The following is a 23,326-nucleotide window of genomic DNA, read 5'->3' as shown; positions in this document are numbered from 1 at the left end:
ACAAGTGTTCGCTGTTTTTTTATTTATAAGTGGAAGTAATTGTACAGTGAAAATTGGTTATGAATCGTTCCTCTTATCTTACTCTGGCAGGCGATAAAAACGCTTGGTGTTTCGGTAAAAAAGACGTGCCGCTCGCTCGATTCCCATACCTGTAATCTCACTCCAGGCCTGAATCACCTGACGTGTCATAGCCGGGTGTGTCATCTTGTCTTGAAACGGCCCTTCAAAGGGCCAAGGCCCATCGGTCTCAGCCATCACTTGCTCTGCCGGATATTGCCTTGCAAGCTCACGGATCTCCGTCTCGTATAGAATATCGGGTGTGAAGGAGATGTAATACCCGTTGTTTGCCATACGCCGAATGGTCTGCTTGGATCCTTTGAACCAGTGGAAGTGGGCCCGTGTAAACTGATGTTTCTCCAGCAGTTCGCAGGCTATATCGGCATCCTCATACACGGCATGCAGGATGATGGGTTTATGGTGTTTTTTGGCGAGTATAATGAACTGCTCCAGCAGATCAATATATCCGCTTTGGTCGAAGCTAAGGCCTGCACGTCCTGCCTCTTCACGGCTGTAATAAGGCAAACCTACCTCACCGATGGCAATAGCATGTCCAATGTGTTCTTCAATCCAGAGAAAAAACTTTTCCTGATCGTTGAGGGAGGGGAGTTGCTGTTCGGGATGATAGCCAAACGCCGGGTAGATGTAACGCGCATGCTGTTTAGCAAGTTCCAGATTGGCCTGGGCAGAAGCCAGATTCATGGAAACTGCAATGACCGCTTCGACTTGATGCGAGGGTAAGCTTAGCAACATCTTCTCCTGTTCCTCCGGTGTGTATTTATCAAAATGAATGTGGGCATCGATTAACGGTGCAAACGTTTGAGAATGCATGGGGGATTGCCTCCTTAAATCGTAGGTATTCATATATATAACGCCGAGTTCATCGTTTTGGATCACCCATATCAGGAAAAATATAACTAAAAGCCCGCGCTATCAAGATAGGCGGGCTTTTTGCTGTTCTTCTTTCATCCACTGGGCAATCTGCCGTTTGCGTTCGAGAAAGGCAGGCTCTTCTGTTATTTCATCTCGTCTTGGACGATCAAAAGGAACATGAACCTCGTGTAGCACAACAGCCGGTCGATTGGATAAAACATAGACCCGATCCGCCAGTAGCAGTGCTTCCTCGATATTATGGGTGATAAACAGCACCGAGCGGCGAGTCTGTTCCCAGATATCCAGAAGCCAGCGCTGCATGTCGCTCCGCGTCAGGGCATCAAGCGCGCTGAATGGCTCATCAAGCAGCATCAGCTCCTGCGGGCTGAGCAGTGCACGGAGGAAAGCAACACGCTGTTGCATTCCTCCTGAAAGTTGATGAGGGTATGCTCGCTCGAAACCTGCAAGGCCAACGCTACCCAGCCACTGCTTTGCCTCTGCGAGCGCTTCGGCACGCGGAGCAACGGGGGCGGTGAATCCTGTAGCAGAAGCGACCTCGCCTGCCAGCAACACATTGTCTTCAATGGTTCGCCATGGGAAAAGGGCAGGCTGCTGCGGCATATAACTGATATGTCCGCGTTCTCCCGTAACTTGCTTGCCATTCATGAGTACTTCGCCATCCTGCGGCTTGAGCAAGCCGCCGATGATGTGGAACAGGGTGCTTTTGCCGCATCCGGAAGGGCCGACGATGGCAACAAACTCTCCTTTTTTCACCGTAAGGGACAAGCTGTTCAACACAGGCAGTTTCCGCCGCCTTTCCTTGAAGGACACATGCAGGTTAACGATGTCTAGCGCAGGAGGAACCGAAATGGAACCCGGACCATTCGTTTTATCCTTCAGGTATCTTTTCATAGGGAATCACATCCTAATGTACATATTACGTTAACTTCTAAGCATAACTAGCGCTTCTGTGGGCGCCAGCGAACGAGCACCTTCTCTAACAGCGCAATGAGCAGGAAAAGCAGCAGGCTGAGCGCCACGATAATCATAATGGCAACAAAAAGGCGATCCGTACGGTAAGCCGATTTCTGCAACATCATATAATAGCCGATGCCTTTGTCGGCACCTATCCATTCCGCAATGATGGCCCCCATCACGCTATAAGTGGCGGCAATTTTGACACCGGAAAATATCGATGGCAGGGCATGCGGAAGCTCCAGTTTCCAAAAAATATGTCGGCGATTCGCACCTGCCATGCGCATATAGTTCATCATCGCCGCATCCGTGCGCGTGAGTCCATCCATGGCAGCGACCGCTACCGGGAAGAAGCAGACCAGAATGATGGTAATCAATTTGGGTAGCAAGCCAAAGCCGAACCAGATCAGCAGGAGTGGTGCGAGTGCGATGGTTGGGATATTTTGACTAAGAATAAGCAATGGATACAAGGCCGACTTGAGAAAGGGGATCAGATGCAGCACCATCGCAATGAGCAGACCAACCGCTGTCCCGGCAACAAATCCGATGAGGGTTAGCTGAATCGTTGCAGCGGCGTGCATACCCAAACGGTCAGCTTGGGCAGCTGCTTCGCGAGCGATATCGGACGGTGCGGGCAACATCCATTTCTCAATCTGGAATAGAGAGACGGCCCCTTGCCATACCGCAATAAAGAGAATAACCGCCACGAGGGGCGGCCATACACTTTTGAAATAGGTAGACATTAGCGATATTTCTCCGTCAGTGTATCCATGCTGAATCCATCCGGGCTATGTGCGATTTTGATCTGGGAGATGATGCTTGGACTACCAGCTTCCACAAGCACTTCGTGCATTTTGCGCACAACCTCCAGTAGTTCATCCAGTTCGCCTTCCATGGTCGTATCGAGCGCATTGACCTGATATTTCAGACCGGATTGCTGAATCACTTCGATGGCGCGGTCTACGTATGGATAGGAGTTCTCGCCGTTTGGCGTTTTGGGAATAACCTGTATGCTGAGTAATGTACTTGCCATGAGAGATTAACGCTCCTTTCGGGTGTGGGTGGATAAGTAGAATTGATGATTGTACACGCTACCACTCCGATGACAGAATAACCTTCCAATCGCTGTTATCCCCAGATTTTTTGATTCCCTTTTCCAAAGGGGAAAATCCGGTGATAAAGGCGACCGCTTCGCTTTTTCAGGTTTTTTCTGTCCTCTCCGTTTCTTGTGTACAAAAAAATTAACTTATCCATTGAATTGAGGGAAGAAATTCAAGAGAAAGCGTACTTCTGAGGAAGCTTTTCTTAGAAAACCCTATAAGCGATCGCTTCGCTCCAGTTTTTTCTGTCCTCTTCGTTCAAAACGTGTAAATACCAAATTTCATTGTTACATTAAGATTTAATATTATTGTGGTAAGAATTCATTGGTGTATGCTTTCGTTACATCGATCTCTTTATCCAGCAGTTTCTTGCTGAACATCCAGTCGGTGTAGTTCTTCCATACCTCTTCCTTTTGTTCACCCCAGCGAGGTGCGTCATCTTTGTATTTCGGGCTGAGCCATTTTTGGCTTGCGAGTACTAATTCTTTGTCCAGATCGGGAACAGCTTTGATCAAAATGTTCGCTGCTTCTTCAGGGTGGTCTATCGCATATTGATATCCTTCAGAAGTGGCCTTTAGGAAAGCTTTCACCAGTTCAGGGTCTTTCTGAATCGTCTGTTCATTGGTCACGAGTACAGGGGTGTAGTAATCCAGCGCTTTGGCATAATCTTTTACATATAACATGTCAATCGGTTCTCCGCGTAATTCAGCCTCAATTCCCGTCCAGGCATAGAAAATCCACGCAAAGTCGATGTCGCGTTTCACAGCTGTGAAGAAGTCGGCATCGCCCATGTTAATGTTTTTGACTTTCGATACATCAGCACCTTCGCCCTCCATGATAGACTGCATTACCGCTTCTTCTACCGGGGAACCCCAGCCACCGTAGGTTTTACCTTCAAAATCTTTGGGTGATTTGATCTTACGATCCACTGGAGCGGCAAAACCAGATGTATTATGCTGAATAACTGCGGCAATCGACACAAGTGGAACGTCCTGCGTACGCGCCTGAGTTACACTTTCCTGATAACTGACGCCAAACGGTACCTCACCCGAGGCAACCATCGTATCCGCACCACCGGCTCCTGGCTGTACAATCTCCACATTTAAACCTGCTGCTTTATAAAAACCTTGGTCCACCGCTGCATACAGACCGGTATGATTCGTATTTGGAGTCCAGTCGAGCACGACTTTTATATCTTTCAGTGCAGTACTGCTCCCTTCATTGGTTTGGTCCGAACCAGTCGCACTTTGCTGCTCTGCTGGAGCGGCTTCTTTGCCACCACATGCTGCTACGGTAACCAATAGCACACACATGAGTAACATTCCCATCGTTTTACGCCATTTCATTGTGATTCTCTCCTTCGCTATGTCCGGCCGGACGGCACGGGGTACTCCTTGGCTTCATATCCAATCCCTTTGCATAAATCGACGAATTTATACTCGCGGGTTATCCGAATAACGTCATTTTTCTGTTTCTGCTGGCAAAAGAGAACAAAAAAAGCGCCCCGTAATCCGGGACGCGTGCAGGCGTGAGAGAGTGGCATTCAGCTTATAGCTGCGCCGTTGCAATATACTCCGATTCCTACGCTGGCATGATCCAGATCAGGTCTAAGGGTTAGTATCTTGATGGGATACACTCTCAGCCGGCCAATTCCGACTCCCCTGGGAAACTATGAAGTTAAGGGCATTACTAGGTGTAATTATAGGCCAGTGACGGGAGTGTGTCTAGTCGGTAAATCGTTCACAAAATGTTCACTTATGTGAGGGTAGCCCGATTGTCTATAATGATCCAAGTTACAGAAAGGATGAGCATATTGCCAGTAAGCAAGAAAGAACAAGTTATTTTTGGACTTATGATGTGTACAGGAATGGTCGTAGTGATGATGACCTTCAATCTATGGCATACGGGGATGTTAAGTCGGATGTCCGTGATGCAGATGCTGCTTCAATTCGTGCTCTGTTTTGTCATTGCCTTTTTGGTGGAGTCGTTCATCGTGGGGCCAATAGCGAGAAAAATTGCATTTTCCTTCTCATTTGCGAGATCGGGTAAAATCAAAGGTGTAGTTACGATGTCCTTATTCATGGTGATCGGCATGGTTTTGCTCATGTCTTTATATGGCATCATTACAGCCGTTGCTGCCGGTCAGTTAGAGGGAGAATCCGTGATCAGCACGTATCTTCATACGATTGTACGTAACTTCGGTCTGGCATTGCCATATCAGTTGATTGTATTAGGGCCGCTAGTGCGTTATGTATTTGGCAAGTTGTTCAAGGGACCAGCGGCTGTTATGCCGGTTTAATTCATCGTATCGTTATCCATCTAGAAAAAAAGTATTTCCTGGGCAATCCTGTGGTTTAAGAAGTTCTACCATAAGCGATCCAAAACAAAATACCAATAATCACAGCAGCAATAAAGATCGTTGTGAAAATTCCGCTCAACCATGAACCTCGCTGAGCTTGGCGGGCAAGTTCATCTGCTCTTTGTTTGGCCGCTTCGCCCTCGGATGAATTCAGATGGTTCGGGCCCATATTCATAAAGCAATCACTCCTTGGTGTTTTAGAGGTTATTTCAATTGTACTTGATCCAGCTTTGGAAAGATACGTAAACGGGCATCTGTCAGTTGCAATGTTGTTCTGTCTTCGTATATACTGAGAAACACAATTACAGATCGGATCATGCCATTGAAGAGAATCCAACTCGGAGGCGTTTTCGCCAGGGAGCGAAATGAAATTTTCCCAAGTTAACCGGAACCGCCCGTTATCGCGGACCAAGAGGCTGAATCAGGAGGTTTGAACCGATTCGGCAAGTTGGGTGGCACCGCGAGCAGAGCGCTCCTCGTCCCAAGGGATGAGGGCGCTCTTTGTATTTTTTTAGCCAAAGGAGACGGTGACTATGTTAGACATGAAGTGGGTTCGGGCACATGCAGAAGAGGTTCAGGTAGCTGCAGACGGGAAAAAGATCAAGATTGATATCGCTGCGTTAATACAACGGGATGATGAGCGCAAAGTGCTTTTGCAACAAACGGAAGAAGCGCGTCGTCTGCGCAATACGTTGTCGGCTGAGATCGGGAAGTTCATGCAATCGGGTGAGCTTGAGCAAGCAGAGAAGATGCGGGCACAGGTCAAACAATTGAATGAACAGCTGGAGCAAGAGGAAGCGAAGCTGGGGGTAGTACAGGAGGAAGTAAACAGGTTGCAATGGCTGGTACCTAATATCGTGTCGCCAGATACACCTGTGGGCTTGTCGGATGAAGATAATGTAGAGCTGCGGCGAGTGGGGGAGCTACCTGTGTTTGACTACGAGGCCAGAGATCATGTCGAGCTAGGAGAGATGCACGAATTGATCGACATTCCGCGCGGCGTGAAGATCGGTGGAACGCGAAGCTATGTATTGAAGGGGGCAGGTTTGTTGTTACACCGGGCGGTACAGCAGCTTGCACTGGATCTGTTGCTGAAGCAGGGATTCACCCCGCTGGAAGTTCCGCTCATGGTCAGGGAGGATACTTTGGTGAACACCGGATTTTTCCCGACAGGCCGGGATCAGGTATATGAGTTGCAAGGAGAGAACAAATGGCTGGTCGGCACATCGGAAGTACCGCTGGTTTCGTATTATGCGGATGAAGTGATTGATGTGAAAGAGCCCATGAAGCTGGCAGCAGTATCCACGTGTTTCCGTAGTGAAGTCGGCTCGGGAGGACGGGATGTGCGGGGCTTGTACCGTGTACATCAGTTTGCCAAAGTAGAGCAGGTCATCCTGTGTGCGCCGGATGCAGCGGAATCGGAACGGATGTTACAGGAAATTACGGGACATGCAGAGGAATTGCTGCAACAGCTTGAATTGCCCTATCGTGTAGTGGCGGTATGTACGGGTGATATGTCGCAGAAAACGTATAAACAGTATGACATCGAAACATGGATGCCAAGCCGCGAAGCATATGGGGAAACCCATTCGTCGTCGAACTTGCATGATTTTCAGGCTCGGCGTTCGAACATTCGTTGCCGTGATGAGGAGGGCAAGTTGGTCTACTGCCATACGCTCAACAATACAGCCGTAGCTTCGCCGCGAATTTTGATTCCGTTGCTGGAGAACCATCAGCAGGCAGATGGCAGCATTTATATTCCGGTGGCTTTGCGTCCATATATGGGCGGAGCCGAACGTTTGATTTTACCGGAGCATGAGCAGGGTGAATAGAAGAAATACAAGGCATGAACAGAAGAAATACACTGATTTTAATTGAATGTAATAGAGAATAAGCAAATAAAGAGGGGCCCTTATCGGGTTCCTCTTTATTCAAACATATGGTCAATAAGCTTTTCTTTAGCCCATTGAATTTTTTTCTGAATTTCTGGTGTTTTTATACGCTCCATGATTCACCTGTATTCTTAACGCAGCTTCCATTCAAGCTCGTTAATAATTTCGATTTTTCCGGATTGCAATGCCTTTTCAAAACGATTGCGGGCCGTTCTCATCAGTAAGACCATCTCATCTTCTGAACGTACCTTCGTGGATGGTGAAGTGGAAATGGCCTTCATGCGTTTGCGGTTATTGGTGACGGCGACCACGTCCAGCAGATTCTTTTCGATCATACATGCCTCACCTCACTTGTTCAGCTTTATTAGAACAGTATTTCGTCGCTTATATATATTATACAATGAAAATCATAAAATGGTTCTACCTATCCTAGTACTTGTCATTTAACTTTAACCTTCGAATCTCCGATATAGAGTATAGTGGAAAGTAAAATATTGGTTAGTGAAGGGTATGAAAACATAGGATGATGGGAGAATGAGACTGGACATGGACAAGAGTAGAATGAAATGGTCGTTACGAGGTATGCTTGCTCTAATTATCGCACTCACACTTGTGGTACCTTCATCTGTTTGGGCGGCGTCAGGTGATGTAATTTCAATGGAGATTTCAGGTAGTAATTCACAGAAGATGAATGTGGGAGAGACTGCATCCTATCAGGTACTCGCGACGGTGGAAGGCGCGGATCATAAACAGGATGTTACCGGCGGAGTAACCTGGTCCACTAGCAATACTGCTGTGGTGACGATCACAAAAGGTAAAGTCAAAGCGATCGCTGCAGGCGAAGCCACGATTGTTGCACAAGTGAGCGGGGTTAAAGCACAGGTGGTTGTTCAGGTGCAGGATAAAATCAAAAGCATCAAGGCTTCACCTAGTGCGTATACGTTTGTAAAAGGAAACGAAGGCACGCTCCCGAAAGTCAGCATTACGCGTGCGAATGGCAAGGAAGAGGAAGTCACATCCGACATTGTATGGACGGTGTCCAGTAACCTGGCTGTGATTGAGAACGGAAAGATCAAAGGCATTACTCCCGGTAAAGTGATACTGCAAGGGAAGTACGGGTCGACCCTCGTTAAAGTACCGATAACGGTGACAGACACCATTAGCAAGATCGAGGTTAAGCCTGCAACAATCCAGTTAACGATCAAAAAATCTAGCCCACTTAAAGTGATGGGGACGTACTCCAGTGGCAAAACAGTTAATTTATCCAAATCTGTTGTGTGGACGTCATCCAATCCCGGCGTGGCTGCGGTGAAAAACGGTACGGTCAAAGGGATGAACGAAGGACAAGCTACCTTGACGGGTTCGTACCAGGGTCAGACGGTTACTGTAGCAGTCAACGTGGTACCTACGCTCCAGAAGCTGATCATGGGTCAGAAAAGTTTGGTTTTGTCTCCTCAGTCCAGCTCGGCTCTAGGGGTAATGGCTCAGTATGATACAGGGAAAACGTTGATGGTGACAGGAAGTGCGGTGTGGAGCAGCTCCAAGCCGAATGTCGCTACGGTATCGAATGGCAGAATTGTTGCGCTAGCTAAAGGTAAAACAAGCATCACCGCGAAGTGGGGCAATAAAAAAGTGACGATACCTGTGACGGTAAAATAATGTTCCTTTTTTCCACATAAGTGTTGATCAGATCGAATTGAATCCATGTATACTATGAGGGAGGCGTACTTGTGCGTCTCCTTTTTTGAACATAGAATCTAACTTCAAGGAGTGATTATGGAAATGGCCGATCAGATGAACCCGGAGAATTGGCCTGCATGGGCCACGGAACCTATAGAGGTTATAGAAGCTAACTCCGCCTGGAGTACGCAGGCTGAGGAAGAAATTGCGCAGTTGAGAGAACTTTTGAAGCATCTGGATATACATACATTTGAGCATATTGGGAGCACCTCCATACCTGGTTTATCTGCCAAGCCAATTATTGATCTGATGGGGGAGGTGCAGTCCTGGGATGTCATGGAGCGCATTGCCGCGCAGTTGAACCCTGTTGGCTGGAATTATGTTCCACCCGAACTGGATGGCCGGGAATACAGACGATTCTGGGTCAGAGTTAAAGATGGGAAAAGAGCTGTGCATCTGCATCTCATGCGTCCAGGTGAGGAACGTTGGGAGCGGCAGATTCGTTTTCGTGATGTGCTGAGATCACGTCCGGATCTGGTGAAGGCATATGCTGAACTGAAAATAAAGCTTGTAGATGAGAATAAAGACGACAGAGAATCGTATACTGCTGCCAAAACCGAATTTATCCTAAAGGTTCTGGATGGACGGCTGTGAAACATTGGAATGGGATGTCTATTCAAAATAGAAGCGTCTACTTCATCGCCGTGATCATCACGATGACGGCAGGACTAGCTTCCAGAACATATGGAGCCGTATTGCCTGACTGGGTTCATGAGCATTTTGGAGATGCACTATGGGCAGGCATGATCTATTTTGGCGTACGTATGGTATGCATCCACTCGAACCGTGCAAGAGCTTTATGGGGAAGTGTAACGTTCAGTTGGATGATTGAATTTTCACAGCTGATTCAAACACCTTGGCTGAACAATCTGCGTTCGACGTTGTTGGGAGCTCTGATATTGGGTCGTGGATTTCTTTTCATGGATTTGATCCGATACCTAATCGGCATTTTATGTGTTTATCTTATAGACCGTTTTATTCTGAGTAAGATGATGCGCCTATAGAGTCCATTCATAAACAGGAGGTACGCTGAATGAATATTGATAAACTTTTTGCAGCATTACCAGAATTTGAAACTGAACGGTTGTACCTCAGACGTCTTACGATGGACGACCTCGATGAATATTATGCATTTGCATCTGACCCGAAAGTTAGTGAGCAAAGCTTGTGGCAGTGCCACGAAAGCAAGGATGATTCCATCGGTTATCTGGAGCGCGTGCTACGAAACTATGAGCAACAAACGGTATATATCTGGGCTTTTGTGCTGAAAGAAACGGGAAAGCTCATTGGGAGAGGCGGCATTTTCGATCTGGATGAATCCATGCAGAGTGGGGAGCTTGGGTATGCCATTAGCAGTGCCTATTGGGGCAAGGGACTTGCCGCGGAAGCCATGCAACCTATCGTTGATTACTGCTTCGAGCAACTGGAGTGTAACCGGTTGGAGGGAAGATGTAATGCCGGCAACATCGGCTCTGCGCGCGTAATGGAAAAGCTGGGTATGGTGCGAGAAGGGGTGCTACGCAAGCAGTTGAAAATTAAAGGTGTATTTACCGACCAGAAAATGTACGCCCGCATCCGGGATGATCTATAATAGTTGATTAATATGTGCTGTCTTTCAGCAACCAAGGAGGAAAGATCTATGATTTACAGTATTATTTCCCGCTCCGTATGGGAGGAAGTATCCAAAGGAGATACGTATGCCCCAGAGAGTTTAGAAACGGACGGCTTTATTCATTGTTCCACCGCAGAGCAGATTCCATGGGTAGCTGGACAGTATTATGCGGGACGTACCGACCTGTTGCTGCTCGGGATTGAAGAGAGAACGTTGAAGGCAGAGCTGGTCTATGAAGATTTGTATGAATTGAATGAGCTGTTTCCACACATCTATGGAGAGTTGAATCTGGATGCAGTAAGTAAGGTATTGAAATTTGAACCGAATGCAGACGGCACGTTTTCTTTCCCGGCATAACTTTTTGAAATGGGGGTAAGACGGATGGACATGAATCAGGCTTTTTTGGAAACAGCGGAGAAACAGTTCCTTTACTACAAGCAGCTTGGTGAACGCGCAATGGAGCAATTGGAGACGGAGCAGTTGTTTCAAACGTGGAACGAGGACACCAACAGCATTGCGGTCATTGTGAAACATCTATGGGGCAATATGCGATCCCGCTGGACGGATGTGCTGACAACGGATGGTGAGAAGCCATGGCGTGAGCGTGATGCCGAATTTGTGGGTGATTTTCATACTCGGGAAGAACTGCTTGTTAAATGGGAAGAGGGCTGGGACTGTCTGCTGGGAGCACTGCGTTCGTTTACTCCGGATCACATGTCTCAGATCATATATATTCGCAATGAGGGCCATACCATAATGGAGGCGATTATGCGGCAGTTGGCGCATTATCCGTATCATGTGGGGCAGATGGTTCACACGGCCAAAATGTTAAAAGAAACGTCGTGGGATAGTCTTTCTATCCCCAGAAACGGGTCAAATACCTATAACGAAGGCAAGTTTTTGAAACCGAAGGCCAGAAAACATTTTACAGAGGACGAGCTCGAATGAGCTTTAGAGAAAAGAGGGACTACAAACGATGACACAGATTGCGTTGATACGTCATGGCAGTACGGCTTGGAATAAAGAAAAGCGTTCGCAGGGACAGACGGACAATCCGCTCGATCAGGAGGGGAGAGAACAGGCGGCTTTGCTGGCGGCAAGGCTGGCTGAGGAATCCTGGGATGCCATCTATGCCAGTGACTTGGAGCGGGCAAGTGAAACGGCTCGTGTGATCGCAGATCGGCTTGCTATTCAGGAGATTCATCTCGACCCGAGATTGCGCGAAATGGGCGGAGGTCAGGTGGAAGGCACGACAGAAGAGGAACGTATTGCGAAATGGGGAGCAGATTGGAGTTCGCTCGATCTAGGAAAAGAGCACCCGAATGCAGGTGCTTCCCGAGGGAAAGCGGCGTTAGAAGATATCCTCCGGCAACATCCGAATGGACGAGTCATCGTAGTGAGTCACGGGGCTGTGCTTCGTAATACACTGCGGGCACTGGTACCGGAACTGGATATCAGCGTAAAGCTGGGGAATACCTCCATTACACGGGTGAACTATCAGGACCAGGCATGGCAGTGTGAATTGTACAATTGCAGCATGCATCTGGAGTGAGAGAAAGGAATATTGTACATGGACGCAATTACATTAAAGCAGCATCTACAGCAGCTTCGTGCAGTGGATTTTGCCGCAGATCAGGTAGAGCAACCCTATGAATTGTCAATGCATATGATGCAGCATATTGGTAATCCAGACCCAGTGCTGCGAGATGAGCTTATTTACGTTACGCTGGCGACATGGATTGGTCAGAACGTTTTTTCGGACGAACAGCTTAAGAATTTGCTAGATATAGCATTGGATGATAAGCATTTGTTCTACAGGATTGGTGAGCAGGGAACGGACAGTGTGTTTACTCGTACATTTTCGGTGTTACTCCTGCCGCCCATTTTGAGCGTCGACCGTCAGCGTACTTTCTTGCAGCAGGAGGATATGGCAAGGGTTCTGGAGCGTTTGACCACGTATCTGAAAGGTGAAAAGGACGTTCGGGGCTACGTAGAGGATAAGGGATGGGCCCACGCACCGGCTCATGCCGCTGATGCAGTTGAAGATTTGGCCCAGTCACCGTATCTCGAAAGTGCAGATTTGCAGGAACTTTTGCATGCACTTTCTATAAAAGTGATGGAGCCCGGCGTAGCCTATATCTATGATGAAGATCAGCGTATGGCTCAAGCGGCTGTGACAATCCTGAGGCGCAATCTACTAAAGCAGGCAGAGCTTGCGGAATGGATTGAACAGCTTCAATCGAAGAGAAGTGGAGCTACTAATGAAGGTGGAAGCTTGCAAGAAGTAAGTCAAATGAGCTTGAATATCAGACTGTTTATGCAGTCGCTCTATTTTGTTATACAAGATGACAAGGCGGAGCCGTTTCCGGCGGTTCGCTTATTGTTGTTGAAGGCACTAGACGTCAGAGGCTAAACATAGGCAAAAGGAGAGGGGAGGCCATGAACACGATCACTTATGACTGGACGGATGACATGTTATCTCCACTAGGAGAGTGTGGAATAGTGATTCGTTGCGGCGATACCTTGTCGGATGGGGTGCATCAGAGAGTGATGTCAGTATGTGCTCTTCTGGAAAAGGGATCTGTGCCAGCTACGGTGGAATGGGTACCTTCGTATTTGTCCGTCACATTATTTTACGATCCTTGGATATCGTCTTATCAGGAAACAAGCAGGCTTCTGCTACAACATCTGCGTCAACGCAATGAAAAGATACAGCCGAATGATCTGAGGAAATCCACCCGAATTGTGACGATTCCGGTATGTTACGGCAGAGAGTTTGGGCCGGATCTGGAATATGTGGCTAACGAACACGGCCTGACAATAGAGGAAGTCATTACGATCCATTCTTCTGTTGATTACCTTGTACATATGATTGGTTTTGCCCCTGGCTTCCCTTATTTGGGTGGGTTACCCGAACAACTAGCCACACCAAGGAGGGCAACGCCGAGGCTTCAAGTAGAGGTGGGGACGGTGGGGATAGGTGGTTCTCAGACGGGGATTTATCCGATAACGACACCAGGTGGGTGGCAGTGTATTGGACGGACACCTATCCGTCTTTTCCGTCCGGAAACGAATCCTCCAAGTCTGCTTGAAGCAGGGGACTTTGTTCGTTTCAAGCCCATTACGATGCCAGAATACTTGGAACTGGAGCGGAGGGAGGGGAAGGGATGAGTATACAGATCATTCGTCCTGGCTTGTTAACAACCGTTCAGGATGAAGGTAGAATAGGGTATCGCCGTTATGGTGTGCCGGTGGGCGGTTCTATGGATATGTTCGCGGCCCGGGCAGCCAATATACTTGTCGGTAACTCTCGGCACGATGCAGTACTTGAAATTACGATGTCCGGGCCAGAACTGAAAATGCAAACCAATCAACTGATTTCGCTATGTGGTGCAGATCTCAGTGCCACAGTAGATCGACAGCCTGTACCTTTGTGGCGACCCGTGCTGTTACGGGCTGGCAGTGTATTGAAATTCGGTGCATGCCGGCATGGCCTGCGTGCATATTTGGCGTTTGCTGGGGGGATCGATGTACCAGAAGTAATGGGTAGCCGCAGTACGGATGTTAAGACCGGGTTTGGTGGTTTTCATGGAAGGGCTCTGCGTGCGGCAGATGCGCTGGATGCGGGAGGCATCTCGTATGAAGTTCAACAGTGGATAAGTGTAATGGAGATGCAATTAGGTGACAACCAAACTATGGTGGCTCCCGCATGGTTTTTATCGGAGAAGGAGAGACCTGACTATTATGAAAAACCTGTCATACGAGTGATGCAAGGTCAAGACTATTCGTACTTCAGAGAAGAGAGTCTGAAAATCTTTTTTTCTGAAAACTATATGATCTCTCCCCATTCTGATCGTATGGGATATCGGATGCAGGGGTCACGGCTGGAGCTGGATGGGCCATTGCATCGTTTATCCGAGGCGGTCACCTTTGGCACGGTGCAGGTACCTGCAGATGGGCAACCTATCGTATTGATGGCAGATCACCAGACTATTGGAGGTTATCCTGTGATTGCACAGGTAGCTACGGTTGATCTGCCTATTCTGGCCCAGGTCAGGCCCGGAAGCCGCATTTCTTTTGCAGAGATTACGCATGATGAGGCCCGTGATCTCTACATATTACGAGAGCGGAACTTGCGATTGCTGGATCAGCTGATACGCAGGAAAATGGCAGAAATGGAGGTGATATCATGACTGCTTTATATACGCTGGACATTAATTGTGATCTCGGTGAAAGTTATGGAGCTTATCAGACGATGATGAGTTCTGATGAAGCCATGATGCCTCTAATCACATCGGCCAATATTGCCTGTGGATTCCATGCCGGAGATCCTTCCGTCATGCGGCTGACGGTAGAACGGGCAATTGCGCATCAGGTAGCCATCGGCGCACATCCCGGGTTACCTGATTTGCAGGGATTCGGCCGAAGAAATATGGAGATTACGCCTCGGGAAGCCTATGATATGGTGGTGTATCAGATGGGGGCTTTGCAGGCTTTTGTCCATGCCGGCGGAGGATGCCTTCATCATGTGAAACCACATGGAGCACTTTATAATATGGCGGCAACCAACTCGAAGCTCGCTGAGGCCATAGCCGAAGCGGTTTATCGGGTGCAGCCTGAGCTGTATTTATATGGTTTGGCAGGCAGTGAGCTGATCAGGGCAGCTCAGCGAATCGGTGTTCGCGGCGTGAATGAAGTATTTGCAGATCGCACGTATACTTCAGATGGCAAATTAACGCCTCGCAGTCACGAAGGTGCTCTCATAGAACGACCCGAAGAAGCGCTGGCTCAGGTGATTCGCATGGTTAAAGACGGAGTGGTCGTATCTACGGATGGAACCTTAGTTCCCATTACGGCAGATACAGTTTGCATCCACGGTGACGGAGCACACGCCCTTACGTTTGCGCAAGAGATTCGTCGCATGCTGGAAGCTGAGAGCGTTGCACTGACCGCTTATCAAGCGAGATAAGATGGAGAATGGAGGAGTTGTATACCATGAAACCCATACGGAATTCGGCCAAAGCGGTCATTGTTCAAGACGGCAGCTTGTTGCTGATTCGTCTGCAAGATCAGTATGGTGATGCTTATGTTTTTCCTGGTGGTGGGCAGGAGAAGGGTGAGGAACTGAAAGATGCAGTAGCACGGGAGTGTCTGGAGGAGATTGGACAGGCAGTGCAGGTAGGTGAGCTATTACATATCCGTGAATACATCGGTGCCAATCATGAGTTTGCGGAGTGGGATGCAGATATTCATCAGGTTGAGTTTTATTTCGAATGCAGTCTTGTTGATGCAGAAGCTTCGGTCTTTGAAGGCTCCAACCCGGATGACCATCAGGTTGCTGTAGAATGGATTGCGCTTGAGGAACTGTCCAACATCCGTCTCTATCCCAAAACGATCGGTGAATTGCTATTGAAAAAGGGAGAGCAACGCATTTACCTTGGAGACCTGAATTAAGTTAATATTCTCAAAATTGTCATGCATATGTTCTGGTTCAGGGATTCATCATAGGTGAGGCGGGTACACTATAAGTACAGGCGTTTGCAAAGCCAAAAGGCATCTGTCCTTAACGATGTATCTGTACAACGTAACATTTAGAAGATCGTCGTCTAGATTAAAAGACAGAGATTTTTAAATTAACCCTAGAAGGTTTTTAAAGCTTTTGGGCTTTGAACTGCTTCTACCAATGAAAGAATTGCAGCTGTAGTGGAAGGGACGAAATCGATTCTGAAGAAGCGAAGCGCTCGCCTTTATCACCGGATTATTAACCATTAAAAAATGTTCAATAATAAATCCGGGGATAACAGCGATCAAAAGAACGATTCGTCACTGTAACGGTCACACTGCATAACGATGTTGGTAGCTCACCTCAAAGCCAAGATTGCAAACACTCCCCCATCGCGAAAGGAGCAACTCCCATGAACCAGAACGAATTGGAACAAAACATTGTAAAGGCTTTGGAAAATAACCCGTATTGCAGTTTCTCCACCGTAGAGAATGGCAAGCCGAAATCCCGTTACATGGCTATTTTCAATGATGGGCTGAATATTCATCTGGCAACCAACCGTCAGACCCACAAAGTAGAGGAACTGGAGAATAATCCGAATGTTAGTCTTCTGCTTGGTTACGAGGCTGGAGGCACCAAGGAAGTGGTGGAGATCGAAGGCACATGTGAGGTCACGAAAAACGAATCCTTGCGTGAGCAAGTGTGGAATGATGAGTTGAAAGCATGGTTCGATGGACCTAATGATCCCAACTATGTGATCTTGGATATTACTCCTGCTCGTATAGAATATACAGGCAAAGACCATGAGCATCATGTGTGGGAGCAATAAATTCAGCATAGCTTCAAGGTAAGCCAATCACCACATCATCTTGACGAAACCTCGTTGTCAGACGACAAAAGTATAGAGATTGTTCAACCGTGAATGCCCTTTCTGAGGCTTCGCGGTTTTTTATTTTGTCCCAAAACAGTAAAATATGTACCTGATGTAACAGTGATGTAATATACGTGAATTTGAGTAAACATACCCTAATACCTTCCTTGTCTACTGCAAAATATGTCGAAATCACGCATGAAAACGTAAATTTGACTAGTTATGTGCGGATAACGTAAAAATTAATGCTTTTCTTTGGTTTAACATTACGTTATGATTTGATATGTAAATACGCGCACAGATATGAATAGATGTTCATGTGAGATAAACTAACCTGAAGACACCGATGAATGTTCATTGGATCATCAGTACGCACAACCCATGAAATCTATTATTTTCTGTGCCTGTGTTTGCGGTATGGCATGATTTAATGTACATAAACCGGGAGGGGTTATTTTGAAGAAAAGCAAGAAGTTGTTATCAAGCCTGACTGCCGCTTTCGTTGCATTTAACGTGCTTGCGGTATTTCCAGTACCTGTATCGGCTGCCGATGCGGCCAAAGTCAAATTGCGGATCATGGAAACAACGGACATTCATGACAACCTGATCAACTACGACTATTATTCAGACAAAGCGACGGATCAATATGGACTGGCCAAGACGGCTACACTGATCAAAAAAGCCCGTGCGGAAGCGAAGAACAGCCTGTTGTTCGACAACGGTGACTTGATCCAGGGTAACCCGATGGGAGACTATGTTGCGAAGATTGATCCCTTGAAAAAGGGTGAAACTCACCCTGTATATAAAGCGATGAATCTGCTCGATTATGACGCAGGCAACATCGGTAACCATGAATTCAACTATGGTCTGGATTTCCTCGACATGACATTGGAGGGAGCGAACTTCCCTTACGTTAACGCGAATGTTTATGTAGACGACGGGGATCAAGATGAAACAAATGACAAAAACTATTTCACGCCATACAAAATTTTGGATAAAAAAGTAACGGATGAAAATGGCAAGGAGCATACCATTAAAGTGGGTGTAATTGGCTTTGTGCCGCCGCAAATCATGCAATGGGACAGTGCAAACCTTCAAGGTAAGGTCATTGCCAAGGATATCATCGCTACTGCGAAAAAATTCATTCCAAAGATGAAGGCCGAAGGTGCGGACATTATCGTAGCAATCCCTCACTCGGGATTTGAAGATATTCCGCAAACCGACCTGATGGAGAACTCCGTGCTCTACCTGAGCCAGGTGGAAGGCATTAATGCCATCCTGTTTGGACATGCCCACAAAGTATTCCCTAGTGCAGATTTCAAAGGTAAAAAAGGAGTCGATCTGGAAAAGGGAACAATCAATGGTGTTCCTGCTGTAGAGCCAGGCTTCTGGGGTGACCACCTCGGAATCATTGATCTGGATCTGGAGCAAGTGGACGGCAAATGGAAAGTGGTTGATTCCAAAACAGAAGCACGTCCAATCTACGATACAGCAAACAAAAAACCGCTTGTAGATGCGGATCAGGCAATTGTTGATGCTGTCCATGACGAGCACGAGGGCACACTGGAATATGTACGTGGTCCGGTTGGCGAAACGACAGCACCGATCAACAGCTTCTTCGCTCTGGTGCAGGATGACCCATCCATTCAGATCGTAACGAATGCACAGAAATGGTACGTAGAAAAGAAACTGCAAGGCACTGACTATGAGAATGTCCCAGTCCTGTCTGCGGGTGCACCTTTCAAAGCAGGTGGACGTTCCGGTGCGTCTTACTACACCAACATTCCTAAAGGTACAATTGCGATCAAAAACGTGGCAGACCTTTATGTATATCCAAACACGGTTCACGCTGTCATGGTGAACGGTGCTGAGTTGAAAGAGTGGTTAGAATGGTCAGCAGGCCAATTTAACCAGATCGATCCGGCTAAAGGCGGCCAGCAACAATTAATTAATATGGATTTCCCAACGTATAACTTTGATGTTATCGATGGTGTAACCTACCAGATTGATGTCACACAACCGGCTAAGTACGATAGCAAAGCGACAGTGGTTAATGCATCGGCCAGCCGGATCAAAAACTTGAGCTTCGAAGGCAAGCCAGTAGATCCAGCACAAAAGTTCATCGTAGCAACGAATAACTATCGAGCATCTTCATCCAAATTGGCTAACCCGGATGGTAAACGTATCGTTCTGGCTGCACCGGATGAGAACCGTCAAGTGATTATCGACTATATCCGTGAGAACAAAACGATTAACCCGACAGCGGATGGCAACTGGTCACTGGCACCAATTAAACCTTCTGCTGGTGTAACAGCGGCAGCGCTGAATGACCTTGAGGTGGTATTTGCTTCTTCCCCGGATGCGAAAGATCTGGTGGAAGCGAATCCGGCCATGTCCTTTATTGGTACCAATAAAGACGGGTTCGCAGAGTACGGATTGAAACTGACAGGTGAGGCGGCAACAACTCCAAAACCTGAACCAAGTCCGGCTCCGACACCGAAACCAGAACCAACTCCAGCGCCGACACCAAAACCTACACCAGCACCAAAACCACAGCCGGAGAAACCAGCGACGAACCACAAAGTCGTATATGTGGTGCAAAAAGGGGACAACCTGTATCGCATCGGTTTAAAATATGGTGTGGACTGGCGTGTACTTGCCAAAACAAACAAAATCACAAATGTGTATAACCTGAAAGTTGGACAAAAAATTGTCATTCCTGCTTCATAGAGTCTAATAAAGGGTATAGACGAGAGACTGGCAGTCATCAGACTGCTGGTCTTTTTTGTGGCAAGAAAGAATATAAATGTTTCTATATGCGTCATATAGGAAGTCATTAAAACATTAGAGATTAATTGCTGGACCCATGATATACTATTTACAAACTTTGGGTATAAAACTTGGTAACATTAATGATGTAGCTTGATAAACTGGCAAGGGGGTTCTATATGAATTGCAGTGGCTGCAGTCCAATCTATCCGATAGAGGGCCAAGGTACAGTGTACCTGCGTCCCGTCTCCCCTGCTTTGCTGGAAGCGCTGCAAACCAAGGGAAGGCATGTTGATTATTCAGAAAAGATGCTTTGGTTCCATTTTTCAGATGTACAGGAGTTGCAGGATCGGATGGAAGAGATTATAGAGATGGAGAAGTTATTAGCGATTTCCTTGGCCGTTCAGTTAAAATTCGCTAACGATCCGCTCACGGATGATCTTGAGAAAGAGTGGATTAGTCTATCCATGCAGCACGCCAGAATCAAATATGCTGATATCGTTTCTACTATTTTAGAGCGCCAGTTTACCAGTTATATGCAACCGATTGTAGATGCCTCAGAGTGCATTATCGGATATGAGTTTTTGCTTCGTCCGGCCGAGCATGGAAGAGCATTTAGTTCCTATGAATTGTTTGAAGTTGCTCGCGAAACGGGACTGCACTCGTTTCTGGATCGCACTGCCCGTATTAAGGCCATTGAGACAAGTGCCAAATATCTGCCTCGCGGTGTGAAACGTTTTGTTAATTTCCTGCCTTCCTCTATTTATAACCCTGAATATTGCCTGACACATACATTTGAGGCGATAGAACGTCTCTCGCTCGATCCGAAAGATTTCGTTTTTGAAGTCGTGGAAACGGAACAGATCCAGCAACTGTCTACGTTGCAGCATATTTTTGAGGTCTATCGCTCTCGTGGTATGTCCGTAGCATTGGATGATGTAGGTGCGGGATTTTCGACGATCGAACTAATGAACCGCTTGGAGCCTGATTTTGTGAAAATTGATCGCAGCCTGATCGACTATTGTGATCAGGATGAAGTGAAACAGCAGAAGATCAGGAACATTGTTCAATTATCCAATCGATTTGGAGGCAAAGTGCTTGCCGAGGGGGTCGAACGAATGGAGGAGTTTGAATTCTGCCGTTCGGTTGGGATTGAACTTGCACAAGGATATTATTTTGGTAAACCCGCAGCACAGCCTCCTGACGGTCCATACTCAGGTCCATCGTACAGAGCAGCGAGATAACTGCCATTCACCCGTACTAAAAACGGATATTCAACATAACATTACAGCACAAGTCACTGTCCCCTTGAAGTGGCTTGTTTGTCGTGAACTCTATTTTCATTCAAAAAATCCTCTTCATTAGCCGATATATAGTATAGACCAATAGAAGTTCATACATATCTGGGAGCATGGTGACATAATACAAGGGGGAGAAACGATTGAAAGAGACTACGGAACACCAGCAAGAAAACACGAAAAAACCTGTCAAACCTGTCAAAACAAAAGAGAATAAGAACAAAAAGAAAAGTAAAAAGAAAGCTTTTGTTTGGAATATCCGAAATAAAATGCTCGTTTCGTTTTTGGTTGTTCTCTTGGTACCAAGTTTGGCAATTGGCTTCGTGTCTTTGTATATCGCGGAAAATACGGTACAAGGGCAGCTGAATGAAAGTGCTCTGCAGAGTGTAAGTACGGCCAATAAGATGATAGAAAGTCAGGTCAACAGCAAAATTTTTGACATCAATTTCTTCTCGGATTCACTCGATTCGTCCTTGATCAAAGGAGAAAATGATAGCACAGAGCTCCAAGCCAAGCTTGCTCAGTATCTGGGACTACATCCAGATGCTTTGAATATTTTTGTAGGAACGACAGAAGGAGTCATGGTTCGCGGAAAACCAACAGCAAGCAGTCTTCGAGGGGAAGCTTTTGATCCAAGAGAGCGTGAGTGGTATAAGCTGGCGATGGCTAATCCGGGTGCAGTAGCCGTTTCACCTGTTACCAAAAACACAGATGGCGTAGCGGTTGTTTTTATTTCCAAAACGCTTAAGGATCAATCGGCTGTAATTGGCTTGTCACTTGATTTGACGGATCTAAGGGATCAGGCTTCGATTAAGGTGGGCAAAGAAGGATATGTTATTATCCTGGATAAAGATAAAAATGTTGTTGTTTCTCCTGTGCAAGAAGTAGGTACACAAGAAAAAAGCGGTGTGTTGGATCAGATGTATGATGGCAAGGAAGGTCAATTTGACTATGATTACGAAGGCCGCGCCAAAACAATGATCTTCTCTACCAATGAAGCAACCGGTTGGAAAATTGCAGGTACGATGTTCAAGAGTGAAGTCACCGACGCAAGTAAGGAAATTCGATTAGCTACGCTTATTGTTCTACTGGCTTCTGTGTTCCTGGCTGTTATCTTTATTATCTGGTTTACGCGTTCCATGATTCGTCCGATCAAACGTCTGCAAGAATCGGCCCGAGCAGTCAGCAAAGGTGATCTGACCGTGAAGATGGATAGCAAACGTAAAGATGAGGTGGGTGAACTCGCGAAGTACTTTGAACGTATGGTGGATAATTTACGGATGATGATTCTGGGTGTGCAGGAAACGGCAGAGCAAGTATCCGCTTCTTCACAAGAGTTGTCTGCGAGTGCAGACCAAACAACCAAAGCCATCGAACATTCAACTATGGCGATCCAAGAACTGGCCGAGGGTGCAGAGCAACAAGTGAATAGTGTGAAAGATGGTTCTGGACAGATGAGCCGTATGGCAGAAGATGTTCGTCAGATGTCAGAGCGTGTACAATCCATCACTACAGCGATGCGAAATACTTCCGGGGCAGCATCTTCAGGGAATGAAGCAGCGGGAGAGGCTGTTGAACAGATGAATATCATCCAGGAAACGGTAGAACAGTTAGGAGATGTTGTGCAGTCCCTTAACGCCCGTTCAGTTGAGATCGGTAGTATGGTTGATGTCATTGCGTCTATTTCGAAACAGACCAATCTCCTTGCACTGAATGCATCTATTGAAGCAGCAAGAGCAGGGGATGCAGGACGTGGGTTTGCAGTCGTAGCTGGAGAGGTACGTAAGCTGTCTGAAGAATCGGGTAGTTCCGCGGCTCAGATTGGTGAACTTGTGCATAATATTCGTCAGGACATGGACTCTGCCCTTACAGCGATGAATGCCGCCCAAAGCCGCGTCGGTGAGGGGATACAGGCTGTGAATACGTCTGGAAAATCCTTTGCCCAAATCCGTGAAGCGGTGGAGGATGCTGTTCATACGCTGGATGAACTAACCGAAACGACGAAACAATTGGAGAAGGGTGCCTCCCATGTGGCTCAAACGATGACGGACATTTCGAACGTCACTCAGGAATCTGCGGCGAGCACCGAATCCGTATCAGCTTCATCGCAAGAACAACTGGCTTCTGTTGAGGAAATCGCGTCGTCCTCTGCACATTTGAATAGTATGGCTGAACAGTTACAAGGTTTGCTGGGTATGTTCAAAATGATGGATGATCCCGCAAAAGATAACAGCAAATCCTGAGCGCAAAGGTTCAACCGACCATTATCAAAATAAT

The 23,326-nt window shown here is 47.0% G+C and carries 25 protein-coding genes and 1 riboswitch; of the genes, 18 read left to right on the top strand and 7 right to left on the bottom strand.

Annotated elements, in window-relative coordinates:
* Window positions 1–78: 78 nt before the first annotated feature.
* The 5 genes from FS818_RS20170 to FS818_RS20150 all read right to left on the bottom strand — a co-directional run bounded on the left by FS818_RS20170 (window position 79) and on the right by FS818_RS20150 (window position 4,351).
* On the bottom strand, window positions 79–888 hold the full coding sequence (locus tag FS818_RS20170) for a TatD family hydrolase (RefSeq protein ID WP_145334091.1): 810 nt from the start codon (window positions 886–888) through the stop codon (window positions 79–81).
* A gap of 102 nt (window positions 889–990) precedes the next feature.
* Window positions 991–1,842, bottom strand: coding sequence for an ABC transporter ATP-binding protein (locus tag FS818_RS20165; RefSeq protein WP_145334089.1), 852 nt, complete (start codon window positions 1,840–1,842; stop codon window positions 991–993).
* 47 nt (window positions 1,843–1,889) lie between these two features.
* A complete protein-coding gene (locus FS818_RS20160) occupies window positions 1,890–2,648 on the bottom strand; it encodes an ABC transporter permease (protein WP_145334087.1) in 759 nt (252 codons plus the stop codon).
* Window positions 2,648–2,938, bottom strand: a complete 291-nt coding sequence (locus tag FS818_RS20155; protein WP_090918785.1) for an MTH1187 family thiamine-binding protein — start codon at window positions 2,936–2,938, stop codon at window positions 2,648–2,650. Before FS818_RS20155 ends, FS818_RS20160 begins: the two co-directional genes overlap by 1 nt.
* 372 nt (window positions 2,939–3,310) lie before the next feature.
* The gene (locus FS818_RS20150; protein WP_145334085.1) at window positions 3,311–4,351 is read right to left on the bottom strand and encodes an ABC transporter substrate-binding protein; all 1,041 of its coding nucleotides are present in this window, start codon (window positions 4,349–4,351) and stop codon (window positions 3,311–3,313) included.
* A 214-nt stretch (window positions 4,352–4,565) separates the two neighbouring features.
* A riboswitch (TPP riboswitch) is annotated at window positions 4,566–4,678 on the bottom strand.
* A gap of 131 nt (window positions 4,679–4,809) precedes the next feature.
* On the opposite strand from FS818_RS20150, the gene FS818_RS20145 reads away from it, so the two are divergent.
* Window positions 4,810–5,304, top strand: a complete 495-nt coding sequence (locus FS818_RS20145; protein WP_397351798.1) for a DUF2798 domain-containing protein — start codon at window positions 4,810–4,812, stop codon at window positions 5,302–5,304.
* Window positions 5,305–5,359: 55 nt separating this feature from the next.
* Here the strand turns inward: FS818_RS20145 and FS818_RS20140 are convergent, their stop codons facing one another.
* Window positions 5,360–5,539, bottom strand: coding sequence for a hypothetical protein (locus tag FS818_RS20140; protein ID WP_145334084.1), 180 nt, complete (start codon window positions 5,537–5,539; stop codon window positions 5,360–5,362).
* Between the two features lie 358 nt (window positions 5,540–5,897).
* Here FS818_RS20140 and serS point away from each other — a divergent pair, with 358 nt between their 5' ends.
* The gene (gene serS, locus FS818_RS20135) at window positions 5,898–7,196 is read left to right on the top strand and encodes a serine--tRNA ligase (RefSeq protein ID WP_145334082.1); all 1,299 of its coding nucleotides are present in this window, start codon (window positions 5,898–5,900) and stop codon (window positions 7,194–7,196) included.
* Window positions 7,197–7,387: 191 nt separating this feature from the next.
* On the opposite strand, the gene FS818_RS20130 is transcribed toward serS, so the two are convergent.
* Entirely contained in the window at window positions 7,388–7,591 is a 204-nt protein-coding gene (locus FS818_RS20130; protein WP_145334080.1) for a hypothetical protein, read from the bottom strand.
* A 211-nt stretch (window positions 7,592–7,802) separates the two neighbouring features.
* On the opposite strand from FS818_RS20130, the gene FS818_RS20125 reads away from it, so the two are divergent.
* The 16 genes from FS818_RS20125 (at window position 7,803) to FS818_RS20050 (ending at window position 23,292) form a co-directional block, all read left to right on the top strand.
* Window positions 7,803–8,915, top strand: a complete 1,113-nt coding sequence (locus FS818_RS20125; protein WP_145334079.1) for an Ig-like domain-containing protein — start codon at window positions 7,803–7,805, stop codon at window positions 8,913–8,915.
* A 123-nt stretch (window positions 8,916–9,038) separates the two neighbouring features.
* A complete protein-coding gene (locus tag FS818_RS20120) occupies window positions 9,039–9,590 on the top strand; it encodes a GrpB family protein (protein WP_145334077.1) in 552 nt (183 codons plus the stop codon).
* 14 nt (window positions 9,591–9,604) lie between these two features.
* A complete protein-coding gene (locus FS818_RS20115) occupies window positions 9,605–10,000 on the top strand; it encodes a ribosomal maturation YjgA family protein (protein ID WP_145334269.1) in 396 nt (131 codons plus the stop codon).
* A gap of 29 nt (window positions 10,001–10,029) precedes the next feature.
* A complete protein-coding gene (locus FS818_RS20110) occupies window positions 10,030–10,587 on the top strand; it encodes a GNAT family N-acetyltransferase (protein ID WP_145334075.1) in 558 nt (185 codons plus the stop codon).
* Window positions 10,588–10,635: 48 nt separating this feature from the next.
* A complete protein-coding gene (locus FS818_RS20105; RefSeq protein WP_145334073.1) occupies window positions 10,636–10,965 on the top strand; it encodes a DUF952 domain-containing protein in 330 nt (109 codons plus the stop codon).
* Window positions 10,966–10,989: 24 nt separating this feature from the next.
* Entirely contained in the window at window positions 10,990–11,556 is a 567-nt protein-coding gene (locus FS818_RS20100) for a DUF1572 family protein (RefSeq protein WP_145334071.1), read from the top strand.
* A gap of 28 nt (window positions 11,557–11,584) precedes the next feature.
* Complete coding sequence (locus tag FS818_RS20095) at window positions 11,585–12,160, top strand: histidine phosphatase family protein (protein WP_145334069.1); 576 nt, start codon at window positions 11,585–11,587, stop codon at window positions 12,158–12,160.
* An 18-nt stretch (window positions 12,161–12,178) separates the two neighbouring features.
* Window positions 12,179–13,021: a DUF2785 domain-containing protein gene (locus FS818_RS20090; protein WP_145334067.1), complete on the top strand. Its 843-nt coding sequence runs from the start codon at window positions 12,179–12,181 to the stop codon at window positions 13,019–13,021.
* Between the two features lie 26 nt (window positions 13,022–13,047).
* Window positions 13,048–13,779: a 5-oxoprolinase subunit PxpB gene (gene pxpB / locus FS818_RS20085; protein ID WP_145334065.1), complete on the top strand. Its 732-nt coding sequence runs from the start codon at window positions 13,048–13,050 to the stop codon at window positions 13,777–13,779.
* Window positions 13,776–14,801 (top strand): 5-oxoprolinase subunit C family protein, encoded by a 1,026-nt coding sequence (locus tag FS818_RS20080; protein ID WP_145334063.1) that lies wholly within the window; start codon window positions 13,776–13,778, stop codon window positions 14,799–14,801. Before pxpB ends, FS818_RS20080 begins: the two co-directional genes overlap by 4 nt.
* Window positions 14,798–15,577, top strand: coding sequence for a LamB/YcsF family protein (locus tag FS818_RS20075; protein WP_145334061.1), 780 nt, complete (start codon window positions 14,798–14,800; stop codon window positions 15,575–15,577). The genes FS818_RS20080 and FS818_RS20075 overlap by 4 nt, the downstream gene beginning before the upstream one ends.
* Window positions 15,578–15,603: 26 nt before the next feature.
* On the top strand, window positions 15,604–16,062 hold the full coding sequence (locus FS818_RS20070) for an NUDIX domain-containing protein (protein ID WP_145334059.1): 459 nt from the start codon (window positions 15,604–15,606) through the stop codon (window positions 16,060–16,062).
* A gap of 461 nt (window positions 16,063–16,523) precedes the next feature.
* Window positions 16,524–16,940 carry a pyridoxamine 5'-phosphate oxidase family protein gene (locus FS818_RS20065; protein ID WP_090918752.1) on the top strand — a complete coding sequence of 139 codons (417 nt, stop codon included), beginning with the start codon at window positions 16,524–16,526 and terminating at the stop codon, window positions 16,938–16,940.
* Between the two features lie 498 nt (window positions 16,941–17,438).
* Window positions 17,439–19,712: a bifunctional 2',3'-cyclic-nucleotide 2'-phosphodiesterase/3'-nucleotidase gene (locus tag FS818_RS20060; protein WP_145334057.1), complete on the top strand. Its 2,274-nt coding sequence runs from the start codon at window positions 17,439–17,441 to the stop codon at window positions 19,710–19,712.
* A 218-nt stretch (window positions 19,713–19,930) separates the two neighbouring features.
* A complete protein-coding gene (locus FS818_RS20055) occupies window positions 19,931–20,995 on the top strand; it encodes an EAL domain-containing protein (RefSeq protein WP_145334055.1) in 1,065 nt (354 codons plus the stop codon).
* A 197-nt stretch (window positions 20,996–21,192) separates the two neighbouring features.
* A complete protein-coding gene (locus FS818_RS20050; protein ID WP_145334053.1) occupies window positions 21,193–23,292 on the top strand; it encodes a methyl-accepting chemotaxis protein in 2,100 nt (699 codons plus the stop codon).
* Window positions 23,293–23,326: the final 34 nt, after the last annotated feature.

This window comes from Paenibacillus xylanexedens, from assembly GCF_007680605.1.
Lineage (GTDB): Bacteria > Bacillota > Bacilli > Paenibacillales > Paenibacillaceae > Paenibacillus > Paenibacillus xylanexedens_B.
Note: the sequence above shows the minus strand (reverse complement) of the source record. Positions and strands in the feature narration are given on the sequence as shown.

What these genes read in the sequence shown, in the direction of transcription:
- FS818_RS20075 (WP_145334061.1), top strand. Translation starts at nt 14,798, where the DNA reads ATGACTGCTTTATATACGCTGGACATTAATTGTGATCTCGGTGAAAGT.
- FS818_RS20150 (WP_145334085.1), bottom strand. Translation starts at nt 4,351, where the DNA reads ATGAAATGGCGTAAAACGATGGGAATGTTACTCATGTGTGTGCTATTG.
- FS818_RS20110 (WP_145334075.1), top strand. Translation starts at nt 10,030, where the DNA reads ATGAATATTGATAAACTTTTTGCAGCATTACCAGAATTTGAAACTGAA.
- FS818_RS20115 (WP_145334269.1), top strand. Translation starts at nt 9,605, where the DNA reads ATGTCTATTCAAAATAGAAGCGTCTACTTCATCGCCGTGATCATCACG.
- FS818_RS20125 (WP_145334079.1), top strand. Translation starts at nt 7,803, where the DNA reads ATGGACAAGAGTAGAATGAAATGGTCGTTACGAGGTATGCTTGCTCTA.
- FS818_RS20100 (WP_145334071.1), top strand. Translation starts at nt 10,990, where the DNA reads ATGGACATGAATCAGGCTTTTTTGGAAACAGCGGAGAAACAGTTCCTT.
- FS818_RS20055 (WP_145334055.1), top strand. Translation starts at nt 19,931, where the DNA reads ATGAATTGCAGTGGCTGCAGTCCAATCTATCCGATAGAGGGCCAAGGT.
- FS818_RS20095 (WP_145334069.1), top strand. Translation starts at nt 11,585, where the DNA reads ATGACACAGATTGCGTTGATACGTCATGGCAGTACGGCTTGGAATAAA.
- FS818_RS20090 (WP_145334067.1), top strand. Translation starts at nt 12,179, where the DNA reads ATGGACGCAATTACATTAAAGCAGCATCTACAGCAGCTTCGTGCAGTG.
- FS818_RS20165 (WP_145334089.1), bottom strand. Translation starts at nt 1,842, where the DNA reads ATGAAAAGATACCTGAAGGATAAAACGAATGGTCCGGGTTCCATTTCG.
- FS818_RS20120 (WP_145334077.1), top strand. Translation starts at nt 9,039, where the DNA reads ATGGCCGATCAGATGAACCCGGAGAATTGGCCTGCATGGGCCACGGAA.
- FS818_RS20105 (WP_145334073.1), top strand. Translation starts at nt 10,636, where the DNA reads ATGATTTACAGTATTATTTCCCGCTCCGTATGGGAGGAAGTATCCAAA.
- FS818_RS20080 (WP_145334063.1), top strand. Translation starts at nt 13,776, where the DNA reads ATGAGTATACAGATCATTCGTCCTGGCTTGTTAACAACCGTTCAGGAT.
- FS818_RS20170 (WP_145334091.1), bottom strand. Translation starts at nt 888, where the DNA reads ATGCATTCTCAAACGTTTGCACCGTTAATCGATGCCCACATTCATTTT.
- FS818_RS20140 (WP_145334084.1), bottom strand. Translation starts at nt 5,539, where the DNA reads ATGAATATGGGCCCGAACCATCTGAATTCATCCGAGGGCGAAGCGGCC.
- FS818_RS20065 (WP_090918752.1), top strand. Translation starts at nt 16,524, where the DNA reads ATGAACCAGAACGAATTGGAACAAAACATTGTAAAGGCTTTGGAAAAT.
- FS818_RS20160 (WP_145334087.1), bottom strand. Translation starts at nt 2,648, where the DNA reads ATGTCTACCTATTTCAAAAGTGTATGGCCGCCCCTCGTGGCGGTTATT.
- serS (WP_145334082.1), top strand. Translation starts at nt 5,898, where the DNA reads ATGTTAGACATGAAGTGGGTTCGGGCACATGCAGAAGAGGTTCAGGTA.
- pxpB (WP_145334065.1), top strand. Translation starts at nt 13,048, where the DNA reads ATGAACACGATCACTTATGACTGGACGGATGACATGTTATCTCCACTA.
- FS818_RS20130 (WP_145334080.1), bottom strand. Translation starts at nt 7,591, where the DNA reads ATGATCGAAAAGAATCTGCTGGACGTGGTCGCCGTCACCAATAACCGC.
- FS818_RS20070 (WP_145334059.1), top strand. Translation starts at nt 15,604, where the DNA reads ATGAAACCCATACGGAATTCGGCCAAAGCGGTCATTGTTCAAGACGGC.
- FS818_RS20145 (WP_397351798.1), top strand. Translation starts at nt 4,810, where the DNA reads ATGAGCATATTGCCAGTAAGCAAGAAAGAACAAGTTATTTTTGGACTT.
- FS818_RS20155 (WP_090918785.1), bottom strand. Translation starts at nt 2,938, where the DNA reads ATGGCAAGTACATTACTCAGCATACAGGTTATTCCCAAAACGCCAAAC.